At 42.7% G+C, this 20,385-nt stretch carries 20 protein-coding genes; 9 read left to right on the top strand and 11 right to left on the bottom strand.

The genetic code is table 11. The features are described 5' to 3' along the window. Positions 1-6: 6 nt before the first annotated feature. The 5 genes from OH456_RS17895 to OH456_RS17875 form a co-directional block, all read right to left on the bottom strand. Complete coding sequence (locus OH456_RS17895) at positions 7-405, bottom strand: hypothetical protein (RefSeq protein WP_038231198.1); 399 nt, start codon at positions 403-405, stop codon at positions 7-9. 7 nt (positions 406-412) lie between these two features. Beyond that, positions 413-1,402, bottom strand: coding sequence for a tetratricopeptide repeat protein (locus OH456_RS17890; protein WP_240206020.1), 990 nt, complete (start codon positions 1,400-1,402; stop codon positions 413-415). A gap of 2 nt (positions 1,403-1,404) precedes the next feature. After that, positions 1,405-2,733 (bottom strand): anaerobic sulfatase maturase, encoded by a 1,329-nt coding sequence (locus OH456_RS17885; protein ID WP_088877515.1) that lies wholly within the window; start codon positions 2,731-2,733, stop codon positions 1,405-1,407. A 122-nt stretch (positions 2,734-2,855) separates the two neighbouring features. Continuing rightward, positions 2,856-3,212 (bottom strand): hypothetical protein, encoded by a 357-nt coding sequence (locus OH456_RS17880; protein WP_270033990.1) that lies wholly within the window; start codon positions 3,210-3,212, stop codon positions 2,856-2,858. A 61-nt stretch (positions 3,213-3,273) separates the two neighbouring features. Continuing rightward, positions 3,274-4,920 (bottom strand): arylsulfatase, encoded by a 1,647-nt coding sequence (locus OH456_RS17875; RefSeq protein WP_240206019.1) that lies wholly within the window; start codon positions 4,918-4,920, stop codon positions 3,274-3,276. A 279-nt stretch (positions 4,921-5,199) separates the two neighbouring features. Between OH456_RS17875 and OH456_RS17870 the strand changes: the two genes are divergently transcribed. The 6 genes from OH456_RS17870 to OH456_RS17845 are packed head-to-tail and all read left to right on the top strand — an operon-like array spanning position 5,200 to position 11,211. Continuing rightward, complete coding sequence (locus OH456_RS17870) at positions 5,200-6,162, top strand: AAA family ATPase (RefSeq protein WP_239922244.1); 963 nt, start codon at positions 5,200-5,202, stop codon at positions 6,160-6,162. Next, on the top strand, positions 6,162-7,088 hold the full coding sequence (locus OH456_RS17865; RefSeq protein WP_270033989.1) for a DUF58 domain-containing protein: 927 nt from the start codon (positions 6,162-6,164) through the stop codon (positions 7,086-7,088). The genes OH456_RS17870 and OH456_RS17865 overlap by 1 nt, the downstream gene beginning before the upstream one ends. Then, positions 7,085-7,603 carry a DUF4381 domain-containing protein gene (locus tag OH456_RS17860; RefSeq protein ID WP_252038090.1) on the top strand — a complete coding sequence of 173 codons (519 nt, stop codon included), beginning with the start codon at positions 7,085-7,087 and terminating at the stop codon, positions 7,601-7,603. The genes OH456_RS17865 and OH456_RS17860 overlap by 4 nt, the downstream gene beginning before the upstream one ends. Then, on the top strand, positions 7,600-8,589 hold the full coding sequence (locus OH456_RS17855) for a VWA domain-containing protein (protein WP_164491415.1): 990 nt from the start codon (positions 7,600-7,602) through the stop codon (positions 8,587-8,589). The genes OH456_RS17860 and OH456_RS17855 overlap by 4 nt, the downstream gene beginning before the upstream one ends. Then, the gene (locus tag OH456_RS17850) at positions 8,582-10,105 is read left to right on the top strand and encodes a tetratricopeptide repeat protein (protein ID WP_270033988.1); all 1,524 of its coding nucleotides are present in this window, start codon (positions 8,582-8,584) and stop codon (positions 10,103-10,105) included. Before OH456_RS17855 ends, OH456_RS17850 begins: the two co-directional genes overlap by 8 nt. Continuing rightward, a complete protein-coding gene (locus tag OH456_RS17845; RefSeq protein ID WP_270033987.1) occupies positions 10,105-11,211 on the top strand; it encodes a BatD family protein in 1,107 nt (368 codons plus the stop codon). The genes OH456_RS17850 and OH456_RS17845 overlap by 1 nt, the downstream gene beginning before the upstream one ends. A 106-nt stretch (positions 11,212-11,317) precedes the next feature. On the opposite strand, the gene OH456_RS17840 is transcribed toward OH456_RS17845, so the two are convergent. The 6 genes from OH456_RS17840 to OH456_RS17815 all read right to left on the bottom strand — a co-directional run bounded on the left by OH456_RS17840 (position 11,318) and on the right by OH456_RS17815 (position 17,519). Beyond that, positions 11,318-12,304 carry an HAD family hydrolase gene (locus OH456_RS17840; RefSeq protein WP_270033986.1) on the bottom strand — a complete coding sequence of 329 codons (987 nt, stop codon included), beginning with the start codon at positions 12,302-12,304 and terminating at the stop codon, positions 11,318-11,320. A gap of 523 nt (positions 12,305-12,827) precedes the next feature. Further along, entirely contained in the window at positions 12,828-13,106 is a 279-nt protein-coding gene (gene rplY / locus OH456_RS17835; protein WP_006071740.1) for a 50S ribosomal protein L25, read from the bottom strand. A gap of 167 nt (positions 13,107-13,273) precedes the next feature. After that, the gene (locus tag OH456_RS17830) at positions 13,274-14,635 is read right to left on the bottom strand and encodes an ATP-binding protein (protein ID WP_270033985.1); all 1,362 of its coding nucleotides are present in this window, start codon (positions 14,633-14,635) and stop codon (positions 13,274-13,276) included. Further along, on the bottom strand, positions 14,628-15,284 hold the full coding sequence (locus OH456_RS17825) for a response regulator transcription factor (protein WP_038230203.1): 657 nt from the start codon (positions 15,282-15,284) through the stop codon (positions 14,628-14,630). Before OH456_RS17825 ends, OH456_RS17830 begins: the two co-directional genes overlap by 8 nt. A gap of 14 nt (positions 15,285-15,298) precedes the next feature. Beyond that, the gene (locus tag OH456_RS17820; protein WP_031497177.1) at positions 15,299-15,712 is read right to left on the bottom strand and encodes a PepSY domain-containing protein; all 414 of its coding nucleotides are present in this window, start codon (positions 15,710-15,712) and stop codon (positions 15,299-15,301) included. A 70-nt stretch (positions 15,713-15,782) separates the two neighbouring features. Continuing rightward, entirely contained in the window at positions 15,783-17,519 is a 1,737-nt protein-coding gene (locus OH456_RS17815; RefSeq protein ID WP_062459370.1) for a DEAD/DEAH box helicase, read from the bottom strand. A 70-nt stretch (positions 17,520-17,589) separates the two neighbouring features. On the opposite strand from OH456_RS17815, the gene rsuA reads away from it, so the two are divergent. The 3 genes from rsuA to OH456_RS17800 all read left to right on the top strand — a co-directional run bounded on the left by rsuA (position 17,590) and on the right by OH456_RS17800 (position 20,375). After that, on the top strand, positions 17,590-18,288 hold the full coding sequence (gene rsuA, locus OH456_RS17810) for a 16S rRNA pseudouridine(516) synthase RsuA (RefSeq protein WP_270033984.1): 699 nt from the start codon (positions 17,590-17,592) through the stop codon (positions 18,286-18,288). 228 nt (positions 18,289-18,516) lie between these two features. Continuing rightward, entirely contained in the window at positions 18,517-19,722 is a 1,206-nt protein-coding gene (locus tag OH456_RS17805) for a Bcr/CflA family multidrug efflux MFS transporter (RefSeq protein ID WP_270033983.1), read from the top strand. Further along, on the top strand, positions 19,722-20,375 hold the full coding sequence (locus OH456_RS17800; RefSeq protein ID WP_270033982.1) for a DUF2913 family protein: 654 nt from the start codon (positions 19,722-19,724) through the stop codon (positions 20,373-20,375). The genes OH456_RS17805 and OH456_RS17800 overlap by 1 nt, the downstream gene beginning before the upstream one ends. The last annotated feature ends 10 nt before the right edge of the window (positions 20,376-20,385 follow it).

Raw genomic sequence — 20,385 nt, 5'->3', positions numbered from 1 at the left:
ACTTATCTATGTTTTGATGTCGTCTATCATACAGATGTTGTAAGGCTTTCCTACCGACTGGCAGTGCTCCACCCATCTAGTTGGCCAAAAGATACGGCTAGACTTTCCTATTTGTATGCACGTCATTTCAACTCCTTGGTAACTAATCTGTTTGCCCAGAGGTAACGATTTATCTTTAGACAAATAACAGTGTTGTTTCAGTTCGTTTTTTTGGGCTAATTGGTAAACCCAGTTATCCTCGTTACTTTGCTTAAAAGCACTATAGTATGACGCGTTTGCATTGGTCACGGCGGAAACCTCTTGCTGTTGAGCTAACAATTGTCCTGCATCGGCTGTGAAGCTAATCGGTGCCACTATCATTGGTAAAAGGGTTAAGCATCGTTTTAACTGCGTAACTTTGTACATATCGTTATCATCTCTTTGTTTTGTGGAGAAGTTCATACTGTAAAGCATCATAATTCGCCTGAGGTACTCTAGGTTTTAGCTCATTTAGGCAAGACTTGGCAGCCGTATTGTTCGACTCTATGTAAACACTACATAGTGTGTACAGTTGCTCGGCAGAGCCTGACAGTTGATACGCATGTTCGAAAAGCGGTACAGATTTTTCGAGGTCAAAACCTTTTTGCGCTACGGCATATAAATACCAATAATAGCTATTCGTTTCAGCTAAAATGGCAGCGGATTTGAAGTCGGACAGCGCTTCGCGTTTGTTATCATTTCGTACACGAGCAAGTGCTCTGGCGTAATACAGTTGTGAAGCATTGGGATTTAACAGAATGCCTTCGTTCAGTACATCTAAAGCTTTGTCAGTATGACTGTCTGCGCGATAGGATTCTGATAATCCAACCCAAAAAGCTTGATTACTTGAGTCTTCTTCAATAAGTGATTTATAGGTCGTTATTGCTTTTTTAGTGTCACCTGATGCTTGATACACTTCAGCCAGTTTAAAGGTTGAAAAGGCGTCATGCTTCGATTTGTAATACTGTTCTAGTTTCGGGATATATAAATCAAGCTTGTGTCTCATAGATGTTGTTAACTTCGGATACATCTTTGCTAAGCTGTATGTTGCCGCATAGCTTAAGGTCGGGCTAGTATCACCTAAAAAAGGTGAAATGAGCTCCCAACGATAGTCGAGTGCTAACCCATCACTACCTACTATTGCTGCATGTTGAATGCGTTCATTATCCTCTTTGAGTGCTCGAGCGATGGCTATTAGAGCATTTTGGGAAGGCGTGATTCTTAACGATTCTAACGCGTCAATTCGTTGCTCGATTGGCTGAGACTTATCCTGAGCGACATATGCAGGATCATTTTTATTTGGATTGAAGTTTTCAGACGGTACTCCTGAAGCAAACACAGAAAACGACAACAAACCAATAAAGATTAAAGATAACGACTTCATGCCTATGCCTTGTGTTCAGAGATTATTTGATTATCGATTAGGGCTTGGTCACTATGCTTTCCATGAGCGACGGGTAAACCAAGTCTTCGCAGTGTAAATGCAAAGCCTGCATCTGCATGACGAAAGAACTTATTCCATCCCGCACACAGGTAGTTCAGGCCATTTTCGCCTTCTTTGGTCTTGATGAATCGATTTTTTGGACACTCTCCAAAGCATGCAAACTTATAGTCACATTCTCTGCATTGTTTAGGGAGGGATTTTGACTTCGCTGTACCGAACTGTTGTTGTTTAGCAGAGAACGCCATGTTTTCGAGTTCGGTCTCGGCAATATTACCGATTTTGTACTCTGGATAAACATAGTGATCGCACGTGTATACATCACCATTAGGTTCCATCGCTAAGCCCTTTCCGCACATTTCACCCAGAGTACAAAGAGGGTTTCTATGTCCCATCCACGCCTCAAGAAATGCTTCGAAATACTGAACAAATACGGTTCCCACATCGTTACATATCCATTCATTGAAAATAGCGATGAGAAAATTGCCCCATGCATGATCAGAAACACAGAACGGTTCCACTACGGAGTCTTTGTAGCCTGGAATAAGGCGTTTGTCACCTTGCATTAATCTCTCGTCAATCTGCCAAGTATTTGGTGCAGTTTCGCGGAAGGTTTTCATTTCAACAATTGGGATGAACTGCATCTGAGGTGACTTCACTACATCCCTTAAAAAGCGGTACACCTCTAATGGGTTGCGACTAGTTATATTGTTCACACAGGTAAGTGTTGCAAAGCTCACTTGGTGTTTATGTAACAATTCAACAGCTCTCATTACTTGCTTGAAGGTACCACGACCAGATTTGTTGGTACGATAGGTATTGTGCAGCAGTTCAGGACCATCAATGCTTAAGCCAACAAGAAAGTTGTTCTGTTTGAGAAACTTACACCATTTGTCATTTAAAAGGGTGCCATTGGTTTGAAGGTCGTTGGAAATAGTTACACCTTCAGGTTGGTATTTTTTTTGAAATTCAACGATCTTTTCAAAATAAGGAAGACCTAACATAGTAGCTTCGCCGCCCTGCCATGAAAAAGTAATCTGCGGTGTATTTTGGCCTTGAATATAATCTTTAATGAATTTTTCTAGTTTTTGGTCATCCAGTTTTGGTGAACATCCTTTTTTATACTCAAGCAGGTCTTCTTTACTTAAATAATAACAGTAATCGCAGTCTAAATTACATGCTGCGCCAATCGGCTTTGCCATTACATGCATGCGCTTAGATGGTTTGCCATTAAATTGTGGTCCCGCTTGAATTACAGGGCTGGTATCACTCATAAATAACCTTTCTCGTGTTTCGTTGATAGGGGTACTATAAGGCGTCCAATGCCAATTAATTGAATAGCGGTGCTTATTAGTTATTTAACTAAAACTAAATCCAACTATATGTGTATGCTCAATCAAGAACTCAAGGCACTGATTAGCTTCATTTTATCTTTCTCTGTAAGGTTCCCACTTTCAATTAAGATTTTGATGGATTGATAAACAGAAGACTCAGCACGTGCTGGTGCGGCCGTTTGTTTACTGGATGTCGTGGTAGTAGGCATGACAATTTGGGGCTGGCTTGGTGCCTTCTGGTATTGTTGTTGGCTAATTTGAACCATATCTGATTGGCCATTAGACATTTCTTTTGCCGTTTGCTCGTACTTATTAAAACGAGCGATATTTTCTAGTACTGCGCTGTTAGAGTCATCTGCAGTCGTTGCATGAGCGCAAGCTGATGTGACCAATAACAGTATTAAAGCTGCTTTATTCATGGTTTTCTCCAAAAAAGAGGGTGAACGTCAATTCACCCTTGTATCGTTAGTTGAGTTTTGTCTAGTGAGCAGTTTGAACTTTTGAGCCACCAGCACCTATACCAAAGTTTTTGTAAACCGTTTCACTTGCGCCAGACATGGTGAAAGATCCAGGACGTTGTGATGGTGGGTAATCCTTGTATGTCATTAGGTGTTCTTTAACCAACTGGTTAGCTTTATAAAACACAAATACATTGTCAATTTCCCAGTTCCAGTAGCCATTAGCGTTTTGATCAGCACGCTCAAATGGGTCTTGGCGAAGGTTGAATATTTTAGGCAGACGTAACCATGTGAACGGTTCTGCCCATAGAGCCATTGTTTTCGCACGTTGTTCACCGTACACAACTTTCCAATCCGTGCTGTGGTTTTTACCGCCACCGATGTAGTTGTCTTGTGAGTAGCGCATAGCAACGATCTGAGCGTCGGCGTTGTATAACATAATGCTCTTACGTGGAGTTTCTTTAGTGCGACCTGCGAAGTAATCATTCATGTTATAACCATCAAGATGGATCTTGAACTCTTTGTTGTTCGCTTTAAATCCACCTTTTAGAAGGTCTTGTTTGATGTGTGAGTTACCTGCAGCAGCGACTAGTGTTGGTAGCATATCTAGACCAGAAACCATGCCGTTTAGTACTCGACCACCATCCCAGTGACCGGCAGGCCAGCGAACGAATGCAGGTACGCGCCATGCACCTTCCCAGTTAGTTTCTTTTTCTGAGCGGAATGGAGTGATTGCACCGTCAGGCCATGCGTTATAGTGTGGACCGTTGTCGGTACCATACATGACTATGGTGTTGTCAGTTAGGTTGTTATCATCAAGATAATCGAGAAGTTGGCCGATGTTTCTGTCGTGAGACACCATGGCATCATTGTAGAAACCCTGACCAGAAATACCTCTGTCTTTCGGATTAAGGTGCGTTTTGAAGTGCATCTTGGATGAGTTCCACCAAACAAAGAATGGCTTGTGCGCAGCTTGTGCCTTGTCCATAAACTTAATAGCGTGTGCTGTAACGTCATCATCAATGATTTCCATGCGTTTTGTGGTCAATGGGCCTGTATCCTTGATTTGACCATCAGCCGTTGAATGGATGACACCACGAGGACCGTATTGCTCGGCAAACTTAGGATCTTTAGGGTAGAAGTCATGCTCAGGTTCTTCCATCGCGTCTAGATGATAAAGGAAACCGTAAAACTCATCGAAGCCGTGATTTGTAGGCAAGTCTTTATCTTTGTCACCTAGGTGGTTTTTACCAAATTGGCCTGTCATATAACCCATATCTTTAAGCGCTTCGGCAATCGTCATATCATCGTCAGCGATGCCTTGTGGAGCACCAGGAAGACCAACCTTAGTCATTCCGGTACGCAAGCCATCTTGACCGGTAATAAACGCACTACGACCCGCAGTACAAGATTGTTCTCCGTAGTAATCAGTGAAAGCGACGCCTTCATTGGCGACTCTATCTATATTGGGAGTTTCATAGCCCATTAATCCACGGTTCCAGTAGCTGATATTCCACATACCAATATCGTCACCCCACATCACTAGAATGTTGGGTTTTTCGGTGGGTGTAGATGGAGTTGATGGGGCAGCAGTTGCATTAACAGACGTCAATGCGGATAGCGCGAGCATTGCGGACGTTAATAGTGTCTTCTTACATGGTATTTTCATTTATCTTCACCAGTATGTATTTGAATTTAAATTATCATTCAGCATCTAAGCTTGAGGTGAATATTAATGATGTTTGGTGATTTGAATAATTACTAATGCTTAAAGTATTATTTATCTTAATTTAAATCATGGCTAAAGTGCTGATTTTTATATGCATTGTTGCTGCCTTTGTTGTGTTTTGCATGAGATTAGTATTGCTAAATGCTATTTTAAATACAATTAATTTATCTCAGTTTTCTTAAGGGCTAATATTTTCTCTTCAACTTATTGGAGGTAAATATGTCAGTGACAAGTATTAGCCGAGATATACAAACGTTATCTGAATCACTAACACATAAAATAATCGGTCAACAACATGTTGTTGATTCCCTCTTAATTGCACTCTTGACCGATGGTCATGTACTTTTAGAGGGTTTGCCGGGGACTGCTAAAACACGTTCAGTACGTTCGTTAGCACAGAGTCTCGATCTGGATCTAAACCGTATTCAATTTACCCCAGACCTTATGCCTAGCGATGTTGTGGGTTATGAATCTCTTAATGACGAAGGAATGATGTCTTTTGTCAAAGGGCCGGCGTTTACCAATATTCTGCTTGCCGATGAGATTAACCGCGCGCCTCCTAAGGTGCAATCTGCATTACTTGAAGCGATGGAAGAAAGACAAATCACTGTAGGTGGACAGAGCCATGAACTGCCTGAAATCTTCCTGGTTTTAGCGACACAAAATCCAGTTGAGCAAGAGGGTACCTACCCATTACCAGAGGCTCAGTTAGACCGTTTCTTAATGAAAATTGTTGTTGATTATCCCAAACGTGCCGATGAGCTAGCGATATTAAAGCTTGTCAAAAAAGAGCAACAATTTGTGGAAGCACTAATGCAGGTTGAGCCTTCTGTGGTGCTAGATGCTAGAAAGGCCATTCTAGACGTTTATGTCTCTGATTCTATCGAAAGTTATATTGTAGATTTGGTAATGGCAACACGCTCCCCAGACTTATATCAGACCAGCCAATTGTCCAAATGGATTCGAATTGGGGCGAGCCCCAGAGCAACAATAGCCTTAGACAAAGCGGCGCGAGCTTATGCTTTTCTCAAAAATAAAGACTATGTTGACACTGATGATGTTAGAGCGGTTGCGCATAGCGTACTCTGCCATCGTATTACTCTGAGTTTTGATGCGATGTCTGATGCCATTGATAGTAAAGCGGTAGTGGATGAGCTCATTAACGTGGTGGAAATTGTCTAATGCCTATATCTGACCCCAGAATAGTTGTGGATCGTGCCACGTTAATGGACCTCAAAAATAAAGCAAAGCGATTAACTCTTTATGCGAAGTTCAAGCCTGACGGTATCTTTTCGGGCCAAAATAGTTCCAAGTTTCGTGGGCAAGGGCTGAGTTTTGAAGAACTCCGAACATATCGAACTGGTGACAATATTAAGGACATTGACTGGAAAGCGAGTATGCGAGCGAATGGTCGTGTCACCAAAGTTTTTACCCAAGAGACGGATAGACCTGCTTTAGTACTTTGTGACCAACGTGCAAATATGTTCTTCGGTAGCCAACGTTACATGAAGTCGGTTGTTGCAGCGCAACTTGCTACGCTAATCGCTTGGTTACTGCACCTTCAAGGAGATCGTGTTGGTGGAATTACCATGGGTGCCAACCAAACTTTAGTTCAATATCCATCACGAACGACATCTCAAATATTGCGTTACATATCTGATATAACGACACTAAATAAAGCTCTACGCGACTCACCTAAAGAGAAAGCTCCCGCGTTTGTTCCGCTTCAAGAAACGTTGACGACTTATACTCCTTTGTTAGGCAGCAGTGGTACGTTAGTACTAGTTATAGATGGATTGGCGCTGACAAATCAAGAGCTTGACCAGCTTAAACGTTTGTCAATAAAGCATAACGTGATGGTCTTTCTCGTCACCGACTTGCTGGAACAGGATTACCAGTCGGCATCTGAGTTGTTAATAAGTGATGGTTCAAAGCAAATAAAACTTGATAACAACGCTCAAGATATACTGCGATATCAAACCGCATCTAATGAGCACTTTGCTAAAGTTCGCCGTTCGGTTCATCACTCTGGTTTACCTTTTGGTCTGTTTAATACTGTTGATGAACCCTACCTTCAGTTAAGTCAGCTTCTAAGAGAGGGCGGATGATGTTTACATATCAGATCCCTGAACCAGAAGTCTTTGGTAATTATATGTTAAAGGGTTTTAACGGCATCATCATGCCTAAGTACGTGTCGTTGACGCCAAAAACCCCAGCTGCTTGGGGCTTGATCCTATGTCTTGTAGTGATATTAGCCCTTACTATTTGGTGGCAGATTCACAAATGGCGAGCTAATGCATATCGACGAAAAGCGATATCACTGCTCCATAGGTTGCCGTTGGAGCAGGGTATTGCGCTCATTCCAAACGAATTGCGCCAGGTCGCTTCTATTGCTTATCCAAATTTACCTATAGGCACCTTAACTGGGCAAGAGTGGTACGAATTTCTAAATTCATCCGCAAAGACGACAATATTTACTAAGGCTATTCAAAAACATATTGAAGCCATTGCGTTTCAGAATCCAAGAGTTTGGACGTCGAATGTTGAACTCAACTCACAATGTTTAAGTGCCGCTATAGATTGGATTGCACACCATGGGGCAGAAAAAGGAGTCTCTTTATGACTTTATTAACACCTTGGTGGCTTCTCTTGGGATTAGTTGCACCGCTAGTCTATTTCTTGATGCCTGCGTATCGAGAAAGCGAAAGTGCTGTGCGAGTGTCATTTTTCCAGAAAGTGCTAGACACTACGAACAAGAGTGCGCAAAAAAACAGCTGCATTCCTCTTCGATCTAAAGTACAGAAAATATCACTGTTAATTACATGGGGCTTATTGGTTTTGTGTGCCGCTCAGCCTGTGATTCTTGGGGACAAAATCACTGAACAAAAGTCAGCTCGAGACTTAATGGTTGCTTTAGATCTCTCGAAGTCTATGAATAAAATTGACTTTCCTCAGCAAGACGGGCAGCTATCATCTCGATGGGGAGCACTACAAAAACTCATGTGGAAGTTTGGGGCAGAGCGACAAGGAGATAGGCTGGGTTTGATCGTGTTTGGCAGCGGCGCTTATTTACAAGTGCCTTTTACTCAGGAACTAGAAACGTGGACACAAGTTGTTGAAGGTTTGGAAACTGAGATTGCCGGTCCTGCGACAGCAATTGGTGATGCAATTGGCTTGAGTATACGCGCTTTTGACAAATCTGATGCAAAACAAAAAGTCTTGATTTTAGTCACTGATGGTAGCGATACGTCAAGTCAACTACCGCCGGTTGAGGCAGCAAAAGTGGCGAAAACACGTGATATTAAAATCTATACTATTGCGATGGGCAATCCTGATACAAAGGACGAAAATGCCAAAGTCGATGTGAACACTCTACGTCAAGTTGCCGCTTTAACGGGTGGAAAAAACTATTTGGCAATGAACAAAGATGCCCTTAAATCGGTGTTGCAACAAATTAACCAGATTGAGCAAAGCAAATATCAACAAAGCAGCTTTCAACCATATATCTATCTTTACCCATATCTTCTAACTAGCCTCCTTGCCTATTATGCTGTGATGTGGCTTGGGTTGTCTGTCGTTGAATGGAGAACGAGGAGTTCACATGGCTGATTATTTCCGAGCATTCCACTTTTTAGCGCCAGAGTATTTATGGTTGGTTCTACCACTCATTGCTTTGATCGGGTTTTTATTCAAAAAGCGCCACAATAAATTATCCATATCGACGACAGCAATCGCACCACATTTGCTCTCGGAGCTAGTAGAACAACCTAATAAAAAAGAAGGATATGGGCCTATTTTGGCGGTATCAATTGTTCTATTGATTGTTATTGGCACGTTGTCTAAACCAGTTTGGCAAGTTGCAGATACCTCATCACAAGACAATCCACCACTTTACGTTGTAATGGATGAATCATCTTCAATGAATAAGGTAGATATTCCACCTAGTCGAAATCTAAAAGCACAGCTGATCGTAAAACACCTGCAACAAACTGGAATGAATCGTCCCATATCGATAATTGCAATGGCCGGTAGTAGCCATGTTTTGCTACCACCGTCATCAGATCAGGATTTATTGACGCTCTATCTATCTTACTTAGCGCCAAACGTGATGCCCTTTGATGGCGGGGACTTATCCAATCTGATAGCGCGATTAAATAACACCAAAGGGCTGAAGTTAGATGAATCTCAATTGTTGTTGGTCACTGATGGCGTTTCTTCAGGAGAGCAACAGTTAACGTCTTTTATCGAAAAACATCACATAACAGCGGCGGTGCTTTATCTCAATGAACTAGGTTTGCAAACGGCAAAGAACCTAACAGTTACTTCATTTGATGGAAGAGATATGACGATAAGTGATAACTCGCTTAGAAATTACTTTCTGAATTTCCATGAAAAGAGCTCAAAAGGCAATCACTGGCAGGATGAGTCGCACTGGTTGATCATTATATTGTCAATCTTTGTAGCGTTATGGTTTCGAAAAGGATGGACATTGCAATGGACTCTTTGTCTGTTATTACTGCTTCCTCACAGTCAAACTGCTGAAGCTGGTGCGTTAGATTGGTTTATGACCAAAGACCAGCAGGGGATGGTACTAATGTATATGGGTAAATTTCAACAAGCAGAGCAATCATTCCAAGACCCTAACTGGAAAGGGGTCGCTTGCTACTACCAAGAAAATTTCAAATGTGCAGAGACAGAATTTGCCAAAATAGGTAATGCCACAGCGATTTTCAATATGGCTAATGCAGCGGCTCAGGATGGAAGATATAAGAAAGCTCATCAACTGTATTTAGCCCTGCTAGAAGTAGACCCAAATAATGTTAAAGCTCAGCAGAACCTTGACAAGGTAGATGCAATTCTACTCGAAATGAAGCTACTTAGTGAAAATCAGCATGATCAACACCCGCCACCTAAAGATGCGCCACCGCCGCCTAAAGATGTTAACGATATATCGGATGGTGCTAAGCGAAAATCGCTAGGGCAAGTCCCTCACTCGACGCTTAAAGCTTCAGATGTGTTGAGGAATGAGACAGCGACAAATAAATGGTTAAGAGATATTAGTCGTGACCCTAAAGACTTTATTCGACGGAAATTTCTGAATGAATATAACCGGGAGTTGAACTGATGTACCGATTGATGTCATTACTACTATCGTTAATAGTTTCTATGCCTGCTATTTCAGCGGCAAACGTATCCGTCTCTTTAGATAAGCAAAATGTTGTACCCGGTGAGCAAGTGAACCTAGAGTTTATTGCTACAACAGATCAATATTTTGTAGACAGTCCAGAGTTCTCAGTACCTTATGTGGCAGACGCAATGGTTAAGCAAGAACAAACGTCTGTTCTATCTGGCTTTTCTTATGTAGATGGGAAGAAATATACCAGTCAACGTTGGTCCATACAGGTATACCCTAATAATGAAGGAGTGTACCTTATACCATCTATAGATGTGACGCTACTCACTGCTGGAGATGGGGGGAATTCGGTAAAAACGCACCATAAAACACAACCGATGGCAATTATGGTGAATGCTCCTGCCACTATGAAGGGCAAGTCTGGCTACTTAGTTTCACCAGCGGTCACAGTAACCGATAAATGGTCACCGAATGTAGGACAAAATGAACAGTTTAAAAAAGGGGACATAATACAACGAACCGTAACAATAAAAGCAGACGATACATCTACTTTTATGATGCCAGATTTTATACCATTGGCTCCAAACGGGATAAGTATATCGATATCTGAGCCTCAACTTTCATCCAATTACACTCGAGGAGAGCATCATTCAACCCTTACTCAGAAGGTAAGCTATAGCATTGATGAACCCGGGCACTATTCACTAGGAGGAGAAGCGTTATTTTGGTGGAACCCGAGCCAGAAAGTGAAGCAGAGTTGGACCGCGAAGCACTATTCTATTGATTCTGGTGGATTTGATTATAAACAATTGACTAAGTGGTTGATTGGTCTGTTCGGAGCATTAATCGCTAGCGTGGGCGGAGTCATTTGCGCCAAAACAAACTCGAAAAGAACACTAAGGTTAAAACGATTGTTTTTTGGACAAAATGCCACTTGGATTAATAGTTGCTATTCGAAAGCAAGTGATAAATCTTTTATGTTACTCATTGATGCTTCGAGTGATGATCAAGTTTTAAAAAATGTATTAAAAGAACAGTTTATGCGAGAAAAGCCCGTTGGGAAATGGCAAAGATTCAAAGCATACATGACGTTATAAATAGTCTGTTACTAACCCCAGTTGCTCTAAGTGACAACCGGGGTTAATGAATGCTATGTAAATATAAAATAAGTGTAATAGCTATTACAGAAGTGCTTAACCTTAATCAAAATACTACTTTCCATTCTGTACTCATATTAATCGGTTTTATAAGTCCTTTGCTTGTTAGTTTCTGCAATTCATCTGTGTGCTTGTCGTATTTATCTTCACGTTCTGGGTCGTCATGGTGTAGCCACAAAGATAAGCCGCCATGGCTAGCGGTATAATGAAGCATTTGTTGGTCTCCGTTCGAATTGCCAACAGCAATTACTGGGACTAACTCACCAAATGTACGCTGGATGAGTTCAGATTTATGTGCCCAGTTATTAATCCAAAGTGGCTGCGCAGAGCGAGTTAATACGCCAATTCCATTTTCGAAGGTTAAGTCGTGTTTAATAGAAGTCCCAAATACTCTTTCTGGTGGAATACCGTAAAGTTGTTGGCTAAGCGGCCTCAAGAAATCAACTTCATCTGCAGTGAATATAAATACTTTGAACTGGTTTTGATGTAAGTAATCTATCAGCTCCTTCATTGGTGCGTAAGTTAAATCTTGATATCCCACATCATATTTAGAGTGTTTCCATGTTTTTAGAAACTGCTCGTTGTGTTTCGTGAAGGCACTGCTCGTCATCCCGGAATAGGGAACACCAAGCAATTGTTCGACGATGCTATCTAAGCCAAAACTCTCTATATCAAATAACTGACCGTAATGAGAAAGGTCTGGTTTACCACTTGCAATCGTTGCCCAGGGCTGCCTTGTCGCGAGACTCTTATCTCTTTTAAGTTGCTCGCCTAAGGTATGAAAGACTGCTTGAAAATGAATGTAAGTAGGCTTTTCGTTCCAAAGAGTACCGTCATTATCAAAGACCGCGATGCGCTCTTCCGGTGGTCTATACTGAGCACTGGATTCATCGACTATATCAGCAACAAAATCCATAATATGTTGCTTAAGAACGGTATCATGCCAATTAGCCAAGGATTGCTCAGCTTGCGCCAAACGCATAGAGATTATGATTATAAAAAGAAGGCTTAATGCTATTTTTAGTAGTTTCACGAGCAAGTCCTTTCGCATCCAATCAGAGTCATAAATATTGGCTAGCATTAGGAAAAATACAAGCATAAATGCTTGGTTAAGCCACTCGAACTATCTGGCAATTGCAGCTGACCCAAGTAATTGTAGATACGTCAATATTTCTCATAAGTCAGCTGATTTTTATTCTTAATTTTCTGTTGGGGAAGACCACCCCGAAATCACTATCAATCGATACATACGATATGGTGTTATTAAGAGGAGGAGATATAAGGCGGTGGTGTGCTTGGAAATGTTGGAGTGACCACGACATTGGCACACTAACAATACGCCCGTAAAGCTAGTGGGTAGTTCAAATATCGAGTTACTTTCTAAAGATATGAGGATAAGTGTGGTTTCAATAGATTTCTTAACGTCAAAAACGGTGAAACCCCGATGTTGGTAGCATCGGGGTTTCGAATTTTTCAAGAATTCTTGGTTGGTAAAGCCGAGAATCTTTTTTATGCAAAAGGTTTGGATTTGATCCGAATAATTCCTTGGTAGGGAATTAGATGCGGATGAAGTCCATGTGCTCAACTTTTGGCTTGAACGCGTGACGTTGAACGTCTTGTGGCTTAACCTTAACTTCTGCGCCGTCGATCACTAGAGTGATGCCTTCGTAGAATGCTGGCTTGTCCATTTGGTTGATCACGTCATCGTGGTTTAGAGCGATAGAAACAGGTGCTGCTTCACCACCGTAAACGATTGCTGGGAATTGGCCAGCGTGACGTAGGCGGCGGCTCGCACCCTTACCTAGTTCAGTACGTACTACTGCTTCGAATTTCATAGTATTTACTCTCAAAATAGTAAAATTAAAGTAACTGTTTTGACGTAGCGACCTAGTCAAAACTATAGCCGTTCCGAAGTATCGAATCGATACATTCAAAACGAGCGCGGATACTAACATTCAAATCTAGGCGGAGCAATAGCAAATCGCTTATAACGTTACAATTTTTACTCTTTTGCACGTTGCAGTTTAAGGACTGCTCGTAAACCGCCCAATTTGCTCGATTCCAAAGCTAAATCACCTCGATAGCTATGCGCCATCTCATTGACTATATTAAGCCCTAAACCGGTGCCGGGAGTCGTTTCATCTAGGCGAACTCCACGTTTCAGCACTTCTTTTAGCTTCTCTTGAGGTATACCTGGGCCATCATCTTCGACGAAGATAGCGATCTCGTGATTATCGAGCAGTTCGGAATATACGCGGATGAAGCTGTTACCCCATTTGTAGGCATTTTCTAGTAAGTTACCAAGCATCTCGTCGAGGTCCGCTTTTTCTACGGCGACGTATTGATCGGTATCCAGTTCGCTCACCAAAGCGATATCGCGCTGAGCGTAAACCTTATCGAAAGCCAATGAAATAGCATCGACGCGTTCACTCGGAGATGACTTAACAGAGAGAATATTCATTGCGCCTGCCATTCGAGTTCGACCCAAATGGTAATCGATATGTGCTTGAATCTGCTCTATCGAGGGTTGTAGTCTCTGTCGGTCTTGTTCTGAAAGTTGGTGTAACTCATTCTTTAACACCGAGAGCGGTGTTTTGAGTGCGTGCGAGAGGTTACCTGCGTGATTACGTGCGCGCGCTAATAACTCTTGATAGTGGAACAATAAGGCATTGAGGTCGCTTACGAGTGGGGCAATTTCTTTTGGATATTGTTCGTCCAGTGTTTGTTGCTCACCCGTTTTTAATAGTTTCAGTTCTTTCTGCATCTTCCCTAAAGGTCTGAGTGACCAGCTGACTTGAACCACCACTAAAGTAAGAATACCAATGGAAAGAACACCTAAGATCAACCAAAGTTGGCCTGTCAGTAAATTTAGGGTGTCATCGATACGATCTTCATCTTGCCCAATAATTATTGTGACGCCGTCACTTATGTCAGGTAAGAAGACGGTTCGCTTTATGGCAATAAGTTTCTCGTCTTTGGCACCGAAGTAAGTCGCTTTGTGTTTCTCATTCTTTATTCGAATGGTGCGGTCCCATAAGGAGCGAGAGCGTAGTTTGTCTGAACCACTGTCGACGCTCCAGTACATACCACTGTATGGCTGATTAAAGCGTGGGTCTGAAAGACGAGTTTGTAAAACCAGTTGTCCTTGTTTATTCACTTCTAGATTAGCGGCGATTTCATCCATAGTCAGTCCAAGCTTAGTTTCTAAGTCTTGACTAAGGTAATCACGGACTAGACCTGGAATGAGAATACCGGCGGCGATCATCATGGCTGACAACCACAAGGTGGCTGCCAGCAATAATCGCGTTTTTAGACTGAGTCGCTTGAACTCTGTTTTGAGCCGAGTCGCGCTAATATCAGGCATTAAGTTGATACCCTAAGCCACGTACGGTTTTGATGATTTTGGGAGCGATTTTTTTACGGATTCTACCGATGAACACTTCAATTGTGTTTGAGTCTCTATCAAAGTCTTGTTTGTAGATATGCTCGACTAACTCAGTACGAGAAATGACCTTGTCGGCATTATGCATAAAGTAAGCAACGACCTTATATTCCAGTGCGGTTAAGCTTACTGCGTTACCTTGCCACATTACTTTTGAAGTTCGTGTATCTAAGCTTAAGTCACCGACTTGCATCAACGGAGAGGCGTTGCCAGAAGCGCGTCGTAGTTGAGCTCGGATACGTGCAATAAGCTCTATCATCTCAAATGGCTTGGTAAGGTAATCATCTGCACCAGCATTTAGGCCCTCAACGCGCTGACTTAAAGTGTCACGTGCGCTAAGAATGACGACTGGTGTGTTAATGTTTTCGTCTCGAATGCCTTTAAGTACCGTCAAGCCATCAATCTTAGGAAGTCCTAAGTCCAAAACAATAGCATCCCATTCTTCTGACGTAGCGCGGTAAAGCGCATCGATACCGTCTTGGGCAAGTTCTGGCACCCAACCTGCGCTTTCTAGAGTTTCTAATATTTGTTCACCCAGTCTTGGGTCATCTTCCACGACAAGAATTTTCATTATTGTTCTCTATTTTATTTTCTTATGACTCTTTGAAGATTATGGCCTTTGATTTCCATCATCTCCAGTGTGGTGGCGTTATATTCGACTTTAATAACATCTTGTTCATGAAGCAATTTTAGCTCGTAAATCCACTCATCGTCGTCTTCTTCTAGTTCGACTTTGATCACTCGACCATTGAGGTCGCGTTCTACCGTCGCAAACAACTCAGAAAACGGTTTGATAAGCCCTTGCTGTACAGCGTCATAGACCTCGTCTTGGTCCTCTTCAAACTCAATGCGGGCACCATCCGGTTGCACATCCTGCACGAGGTCGTGACCACTTGGCTTGCTTGAGTCTGAGAAAAATTCGGCATGGGCGCTAAGCGGTACTGCCAATAATAGGGAGAGCGAGACGATAGATATTGTCTGTTTGGTTTTATTTAGCATGGCGGAGACCCAATATTTTCAACATAGTTAAAATATACATTTGTAAACATGAATGAAAGCTGAACAGTGATTAGTTCAGTTCGTCGTCAAAGACTTTATCTCTCATTTTCCAAAATCGACCACTTTTTCTGGCTATGACGAACGCGGGCAATCGGAAACGATGTTGATTGTTCACGACTTTTGTTGGCGAAGTGGCATCAAACTCACGATGCTTGTCGGCCAAATGTGGGCGTACAAACTTAGCGAGAAACGATTCTTTCTGCTTTTTGGTATTTAACGACCAAAACTCGCTGACTTGGGCATCGTTCTCTCCAATATAGTTAACTCTGAGACTGTTTTTACCTTTTTCATCTTTATGAACAACAAGGTTCATGTCGGTGCATTCGAAGACTAGCGCGTCTTTGAGGTTAAGGGCTTCTTTGAGTTTTTTATCTGGGTCTACCAAAGTGGCGTCGCATTCGTGGCAGATTCGCGCGGCGATATCGTTATCCGCGCCGCATTCAGAGCAGTACTTGGCTCTAAAGCGATAGTCACAGTGTTCACGTTCTCCGGTTTCTTCGTCGGTGAAATAGCCCTGACATTTGCGACCAAAGTGCTCAATTAAAAAACCATTGGCATCGAGTTTACCCCAGAAGTCATTATTGAACCCGCACGCAGGGCAGGGGATGGTGATAATTTCGGAATCGGAATCAGGTTTAGGGTTGCCGACTTCAGGTTGATACAAATCGTACGTGTTGCCCGCATAGTCTAGAACGAGACACTCTGACTTGCCCTCTGATAATCGTAAACCACGGCCAACGATTTGCTGATATAAACTGACGGATTCGGTTGGGCGAAGAATTGCAATCAGATCAACATGGGGCGCATCGAATCCAGTAGTTAAAACCGAAACGTTAACCAAGAACTTGATCTTACGATTTTTGAAGTCACTGATGATAGCGTCGCGCTCAGGCGTTGGCGTATCACCAATGACAATTTGGCTGTTTTCACTCGGTAGCAGCGACAGGATTTCCTGCGCATGACGAACCGTCGCAGCGAAAATCATGACACCTTGTTTGTCTTCACTATAGCGTTTTATTTGCTCCACAATTTGCGGTGTTGCGCGCTTTGATTGCTCAATAACAAGATCCATTTCAGATTCTTTGTATTTACCCATACTGGTAGGTTTGAGCTGAGAAAAGTCGTAACTAAGGACTGGAGCGTCGATGAGTTTCGCAGGTGTTAAAAAGCCCTCATCGAGCAAGTATTGGATAGGAAGCTCGAAGATACAATCTTTAAAGAAACGAGCTTCGTCGCTGCGAACCAGTCCTTTGGTGTGATATTGATAGATCCAGCCAACGCCAAGACGATAGGGGGTTGCGGTTAAACCGAGGATCTTAATTCCAGGATTAATCTCGCATAGGTGGCTGATCACTTTTTGATAGCTTGATGTTTTGGTTTCTGGTACACGGTGACATTCGTCGATAACAAGCAGTGAAAATTGATTGGCAAATGCATCCAAGTTTCTAACTACTGATTGAACGGAGGCGAACACCACTTGTTCGGATGTCTCTTTTCTACCTAAGCCGGCAGAGAAAATAGAGCCTTTGAGTCCATAGCCTTCGTATTTTGCGTGATTTTGTTCTACGAGCTCTTTAACGTGCGCTAGAACCAAAACACGACCTCGCGCTAGCCTTGCAAGTTCGGCAATAACTAAGCTTTTTCCAGCCCCAGTGGGCAATACGATCACCGCTGGGGTGTCGTTTTTGCGGAAATAATGGATAACAGCTTTAACAGAATCGGCTTGGTAGGGGCGAAGCGTGTACATACGGCTCAGTTTTACTCTACATTTCAAAAAACCGCTCTATAATACCTCACGAAATGAAAACGAGGTATTCATGCGTTTAGATAAGTTTTTGTGTGACGCTTTAGGCGCAACACGTAAAGAAGCAACAAAAATCATTAAATCCGGTGATGTTACCGTTGATGGCGTAGTACAAAAGAGCGGTGCATTTAAAGTCTCTGAGGATAACAGTGTCGAATGGCAAGATAGAGAGGTCCGCATGCAGGGGCCGCGCTATATCATGCTATTCAAACCAGATGGCTTTGTTTGTTCTCATGAAGATGGCTTTAATCACACTGCGTTTGTGTTGCTCGATGAGGTCAAAATGGAGAACCTTCATTTTGCAGGTCGCTTAGATGTTGATACTACAGGTTTGGTGTTAATTACAGACGATGGTCAATGGTCTCATCGAATTACCTCACCGAAACATAAATGTGCAAAAACTTATCGCGTATGGTTAGCAGACCCTGTGCAAGATAATTACATCAAGGCATTCGAAGAGGGCATTGAGCTAAGAAATGAGAAAGCGCCAACTCTGCCAGCACAACTTGAAATTATTGATGAAAAAGAAGTGTTATTAACCATTCACGAAGGCAAATATCACCAAGTCAAGCGTATGTTTGCGGCGCTAGGTAATAAAGTTGAAGGTCTACATCGTGAAAGCGTCGGTGACATTGTTCTTGATGAAATGCTTGAGCCAGGAGAGTATCGATATCTCACTCAAGAAGAAATTGACTCTGTCTGGAAAAAGTAATACTAATAAACTGTTTTGATAGATAAAACGTCTACTCGTCCAGAGTAAAAGTAATACCCGTAATGAGTCATTACTCTCGAACTCTGAGAGCCTTCCTTATATTACGGTTACCCCGAAGATAGCGCTCTGTTGTTGCGCTATCTCACATCACTCAATGGGATAATTGAGTCTAGGTTGTTTATTTGTTGGCACGGATCGCACACAAATAAAGATTTCATTAGGAGCGATATGAGTTCTAAACCAGTATCGCAGCCCGACATACCTCAACTAGGTTTAGTTCTTTTCCTAGTTCTCGGAGCCATAGGCGCGTTAACGCCTCTTGCTATCGATATGTACTTGCCCGCGATGCCAACTATCGCACAAGATTTAGGGGTAACAGCCGGGGCTGTTCAGATTACATTAACGGTATACACTGCCGGATTTGCTATCGGCCAACTTTTACATGGTCCTCTCGCTGATAGTTTTGGTCGCCGGCCGATCCTGCTATTTGGCGTGTTCTTTTTTGGCGTTGCTTCAGCGATATCAGCCACCGCGACAACCATTGAATCTTTAACTTATATTCGTACTGCCCAAGGCTTTGCGGGTGCAGCGGCAGCGGTCATTATCCAAGCAGTGGTTCGCGACATGTTCGATAAGGAAGATTTCGCGCGTACCATGTCTTTTGTCACCTTGGTCATTACCTTGGCTCCGTTAGTTGCGCCTATGATAGGGGGCCATTTGGCGGTCTGGTTTGGGTGGCGTTCGATATTTTGGGTGCTGACAGCATTTTCTGTAGTGGTAATAGCAGCGGTACTTTGGAAAATTCCGGAGACTTTGGCGCCAGAAAACAGACAGCCACTTCGTTTTCGAACCACGATCAGAAACTACCTGAGGTTGTGCAAGAATCCGGTCGCGATGGGACTGATCTTCTCTGGAGCGTTTTCGTTTGCTGGTATGTTTGCCTTTCTTACCGCGGGCTCGTTTGTCTATATTGATATCTATGGTGTGACGCCAGATCAGTTTGGATATCTGTTTGGCCTGAACATTGTCACAATGATCATCATGACCAGCATTAATGGCCGTATGGTGAAGAAAGTTGGCTTACATGGCATGCTTCGTTTTGGGCTAAGCATTCAGCTGTTCGCCGGTCTAGGACTGTTAGCGAGTGGTATTTTAGATCTTGGGGTTTGGGGTACGGTTCCTTTCGTTATGCTATTTATTGGTACGCTGTCGACCATCGGTAGTAATTCAATGGGCTTGTTGTTAAGCGGTTATCCAACGATGGCGGGCACGGCTTCCTCCCTTGCAGGAACATTGCGATTTGGTACTGGCTCAGTCATTGGGGCGATTGTGGCAATGCTTCCGGGTGGAACAGTTTGGCCTATGATTGCATTAATGGCTATTTGTTCGGTATTATCCGCCGCCTTATATTGGACGTTTGGGAAAAAAGCATAATGTCTGACTACTATTCAGAGATCCAAAAAGTCGTAAACTGTGCACTAGAAGAATTGGCGAATGAGCATGCTTCAGGCAAGTTGATTAATTCTCCAGTGACTAACAATCACTTTCTTGTTCGATGGGTAACAAAAGCGATAAAAACTCAGCGTTTTGGGAAAACGACCAGTGCTAACCTAATTCAATGGCAGAAATCTGGGCGTTCCAAGGGTAATGATTCAATGCTTGAACCTTTGTTTAAGCGCATTTCTGCTTACTATGCTGAGTTTTTTTCTGGTGACGTACAGCCAGTAACTGATGCAAAGATTGAACAGTTTATTGAAGACATGGAAGCGGCGGGTTGGGGTGTCTGCACCTCAGAGGTTCTGACTGATGGCAGTAAAGTTCAATTCTTCACCGATGGTCATAACTCTTTCGCACTGTGCGCGAATCAGTGTGACGACTGCTTTGATGCAGAAAACTTGGTGAAGCCGATGAGTTGGTTTGTACGTGGTAATCATGCGGAGTTTGTGACTAAAGCGTACGAGGCTGGCTTTATGCTCCACAAACGCACTGATTACAAATCGAAAGTAAAGTATCACGGCGAATATCTTATTTATCCAATGAACAAAGGGACACAGCTAGCTGAAATCCCTCTGTCATTTAAAGCTTAAGTTAAAGCTT

Origin of the sequence: Vibrio sp. La 4.2.2, from assembly GCF_027586995.1 — a bacterium.
GTDB classification, from domain to species: domain Bacteria; phylum Pseudomonadota; class Gammaproteobacteria; order Enterobacterales; family Vibrionaceae; genus Vibrio; species Vibrio mediterranei.
The sequence above is the reverse complement of the archived record's forward strand: the minus strand, read 5'-3'. Positions and strand labels throughout refer to the sequence as shown.

What these genes read in the sequence shown, in the direction of transcription:
- OH456_RS17875 (WP_240206019.1), bottom strand. Translation starts at nt 4,920, where the DNA reads ATGAAAATACCATGTAAGAAGACACTATTAACGTCCGCAATGCTCGCG.
- rplY (WP_006071740.1), bottom strand. Translation starts at nt 13,106, where the DNA reads ATGAAATTCGAAGCAGTAGTACGTACTGAACTAGGTAAGGGTGCGAGC.
- OH456_RS17805 (WP_270033983.1), top strand. Translation starts at nt 18,517, where the DNA reads ATGAGTTCTAAACCAGTATCGCAGCCCGACATACCTCAACTAGGTTTA.
- OH456_RS17850 (WP_270033988.1), top strand. Translation starts at nt 8,582, where the DNA reads ATGGCTGATTATTTCCGAGCATTCCACTTTTTAGCGCCAGAGTATTTA.
- OH456_RS17895 (WP_038231198.1), bottom strand. Translation starts at nt 405, where the DNA reads ATGTACAAAGTTACGCAGTTAAAACGATGCTTAACCCTTTTACCAATG.
- OH456_RS17800 (WP_270033982.1), top strand. Translation starts at nt 19,722, where the DNA reads ATGTCTGACTACTATTCAGAGATCCAAAAAGTCGTAAACTGTGCACTA.
- OH456_RS17870 (WP_239922244.1), top strand. Translation starts at nt 5,200, where the DNA reads ATGTCAGTGACAAGTATTAGCCGAGATATACAAACGTTATCTGAATCA.
- OH456_RS17830 (WP_270033985.1), bottom strand. Translation starts at nt 14,635, where the DNA reads ATGCCTGATATTAGCGCGACTCGGCTCAAAACAGAGTTCAAGCGACTC.
- OH456_RS17845 (WP_270033987.1), top strand. Translation starts at nt 10,105, where the DNA reads ATGTACCGATTGATGTCATTACTACTATCGTTAATAGTTTCTATGCCT.
- OH456_RS17890 (WP_240206020.1), bottom strand. Translation starts at nt 1,402, where the DNA reads ATGAAGTCGTTATCTTTAATCTTTATTGGTTTGTTGTCGTTTTCTGTG.
- OH456_RS17865 (WP_270033989.1), top strand. Translation starts at nt 6,162, where the DNA reads ATGCCTATATCTGACCCCAGAATAGTTGTGGATCGTGCCACGTTAATG.
- rsuA (WP_270033984.1), top strand. Translation starts at nt 17,590, where the DNA reads ATGCGTTTAGATAAGTTTTTGTGTGACGCTTTAGGCGCAACACGTAAA.
- OH456_RS17825 (WP_038230203.1), bottom strand. Translation starts at nt 15,284, where the DNA reads ATGAAAATTCTTGTCGTGGAAGATGACCCAAGACTGGGTGAACAAATA.
- OH456_RS17885 (WP_088877515.1), bottom strand. Translation starts at nt 2,733, where the DNA reads ATGAGTGATACCAGCCCTGTAATTCAAGCGGGACCACAATTTAATGGC.
- OH456_RS17820 (WP_031497177.1), bottom strand. Translation starts at nt 15,712, where the DNA reads ATGCTAAATAAAACCAAACAGACAATATCTATCGTCTCGCTCTCCCTA.
- OH456_RS17815 (WP_062459370.1), bottom strand. Translation starts at nt 17,519, where the DNA reads ATGTACACGCTTCGCCCCTACCAAGCCGATTCTGTTAAAGCTGTTATC.
- OH456_RS17880 (WP_270033990.1), bottom strand. Translation starts at nt 3,212, where the DNA reads ATGAATAAAGCAGCTTTAATACTGTTATTGGTCACATCAGCTTGCGCT.
- OH456_RS17855 (WP_164491415.1), top strand. Translation starts at nt 7,600, where the DNA reads ATGACTTTATTAACACCTTGGTGGCTTCTCTTGGGATTAGTTGCACCG.
- OH456_RS17860 (WP_252038090.1), top strand. Translation starts at nt 7,085, where the DNA reads ATGATGTTTACATATCAGATCCCTGAACCAGAAGTCTTTGGTAATTAT.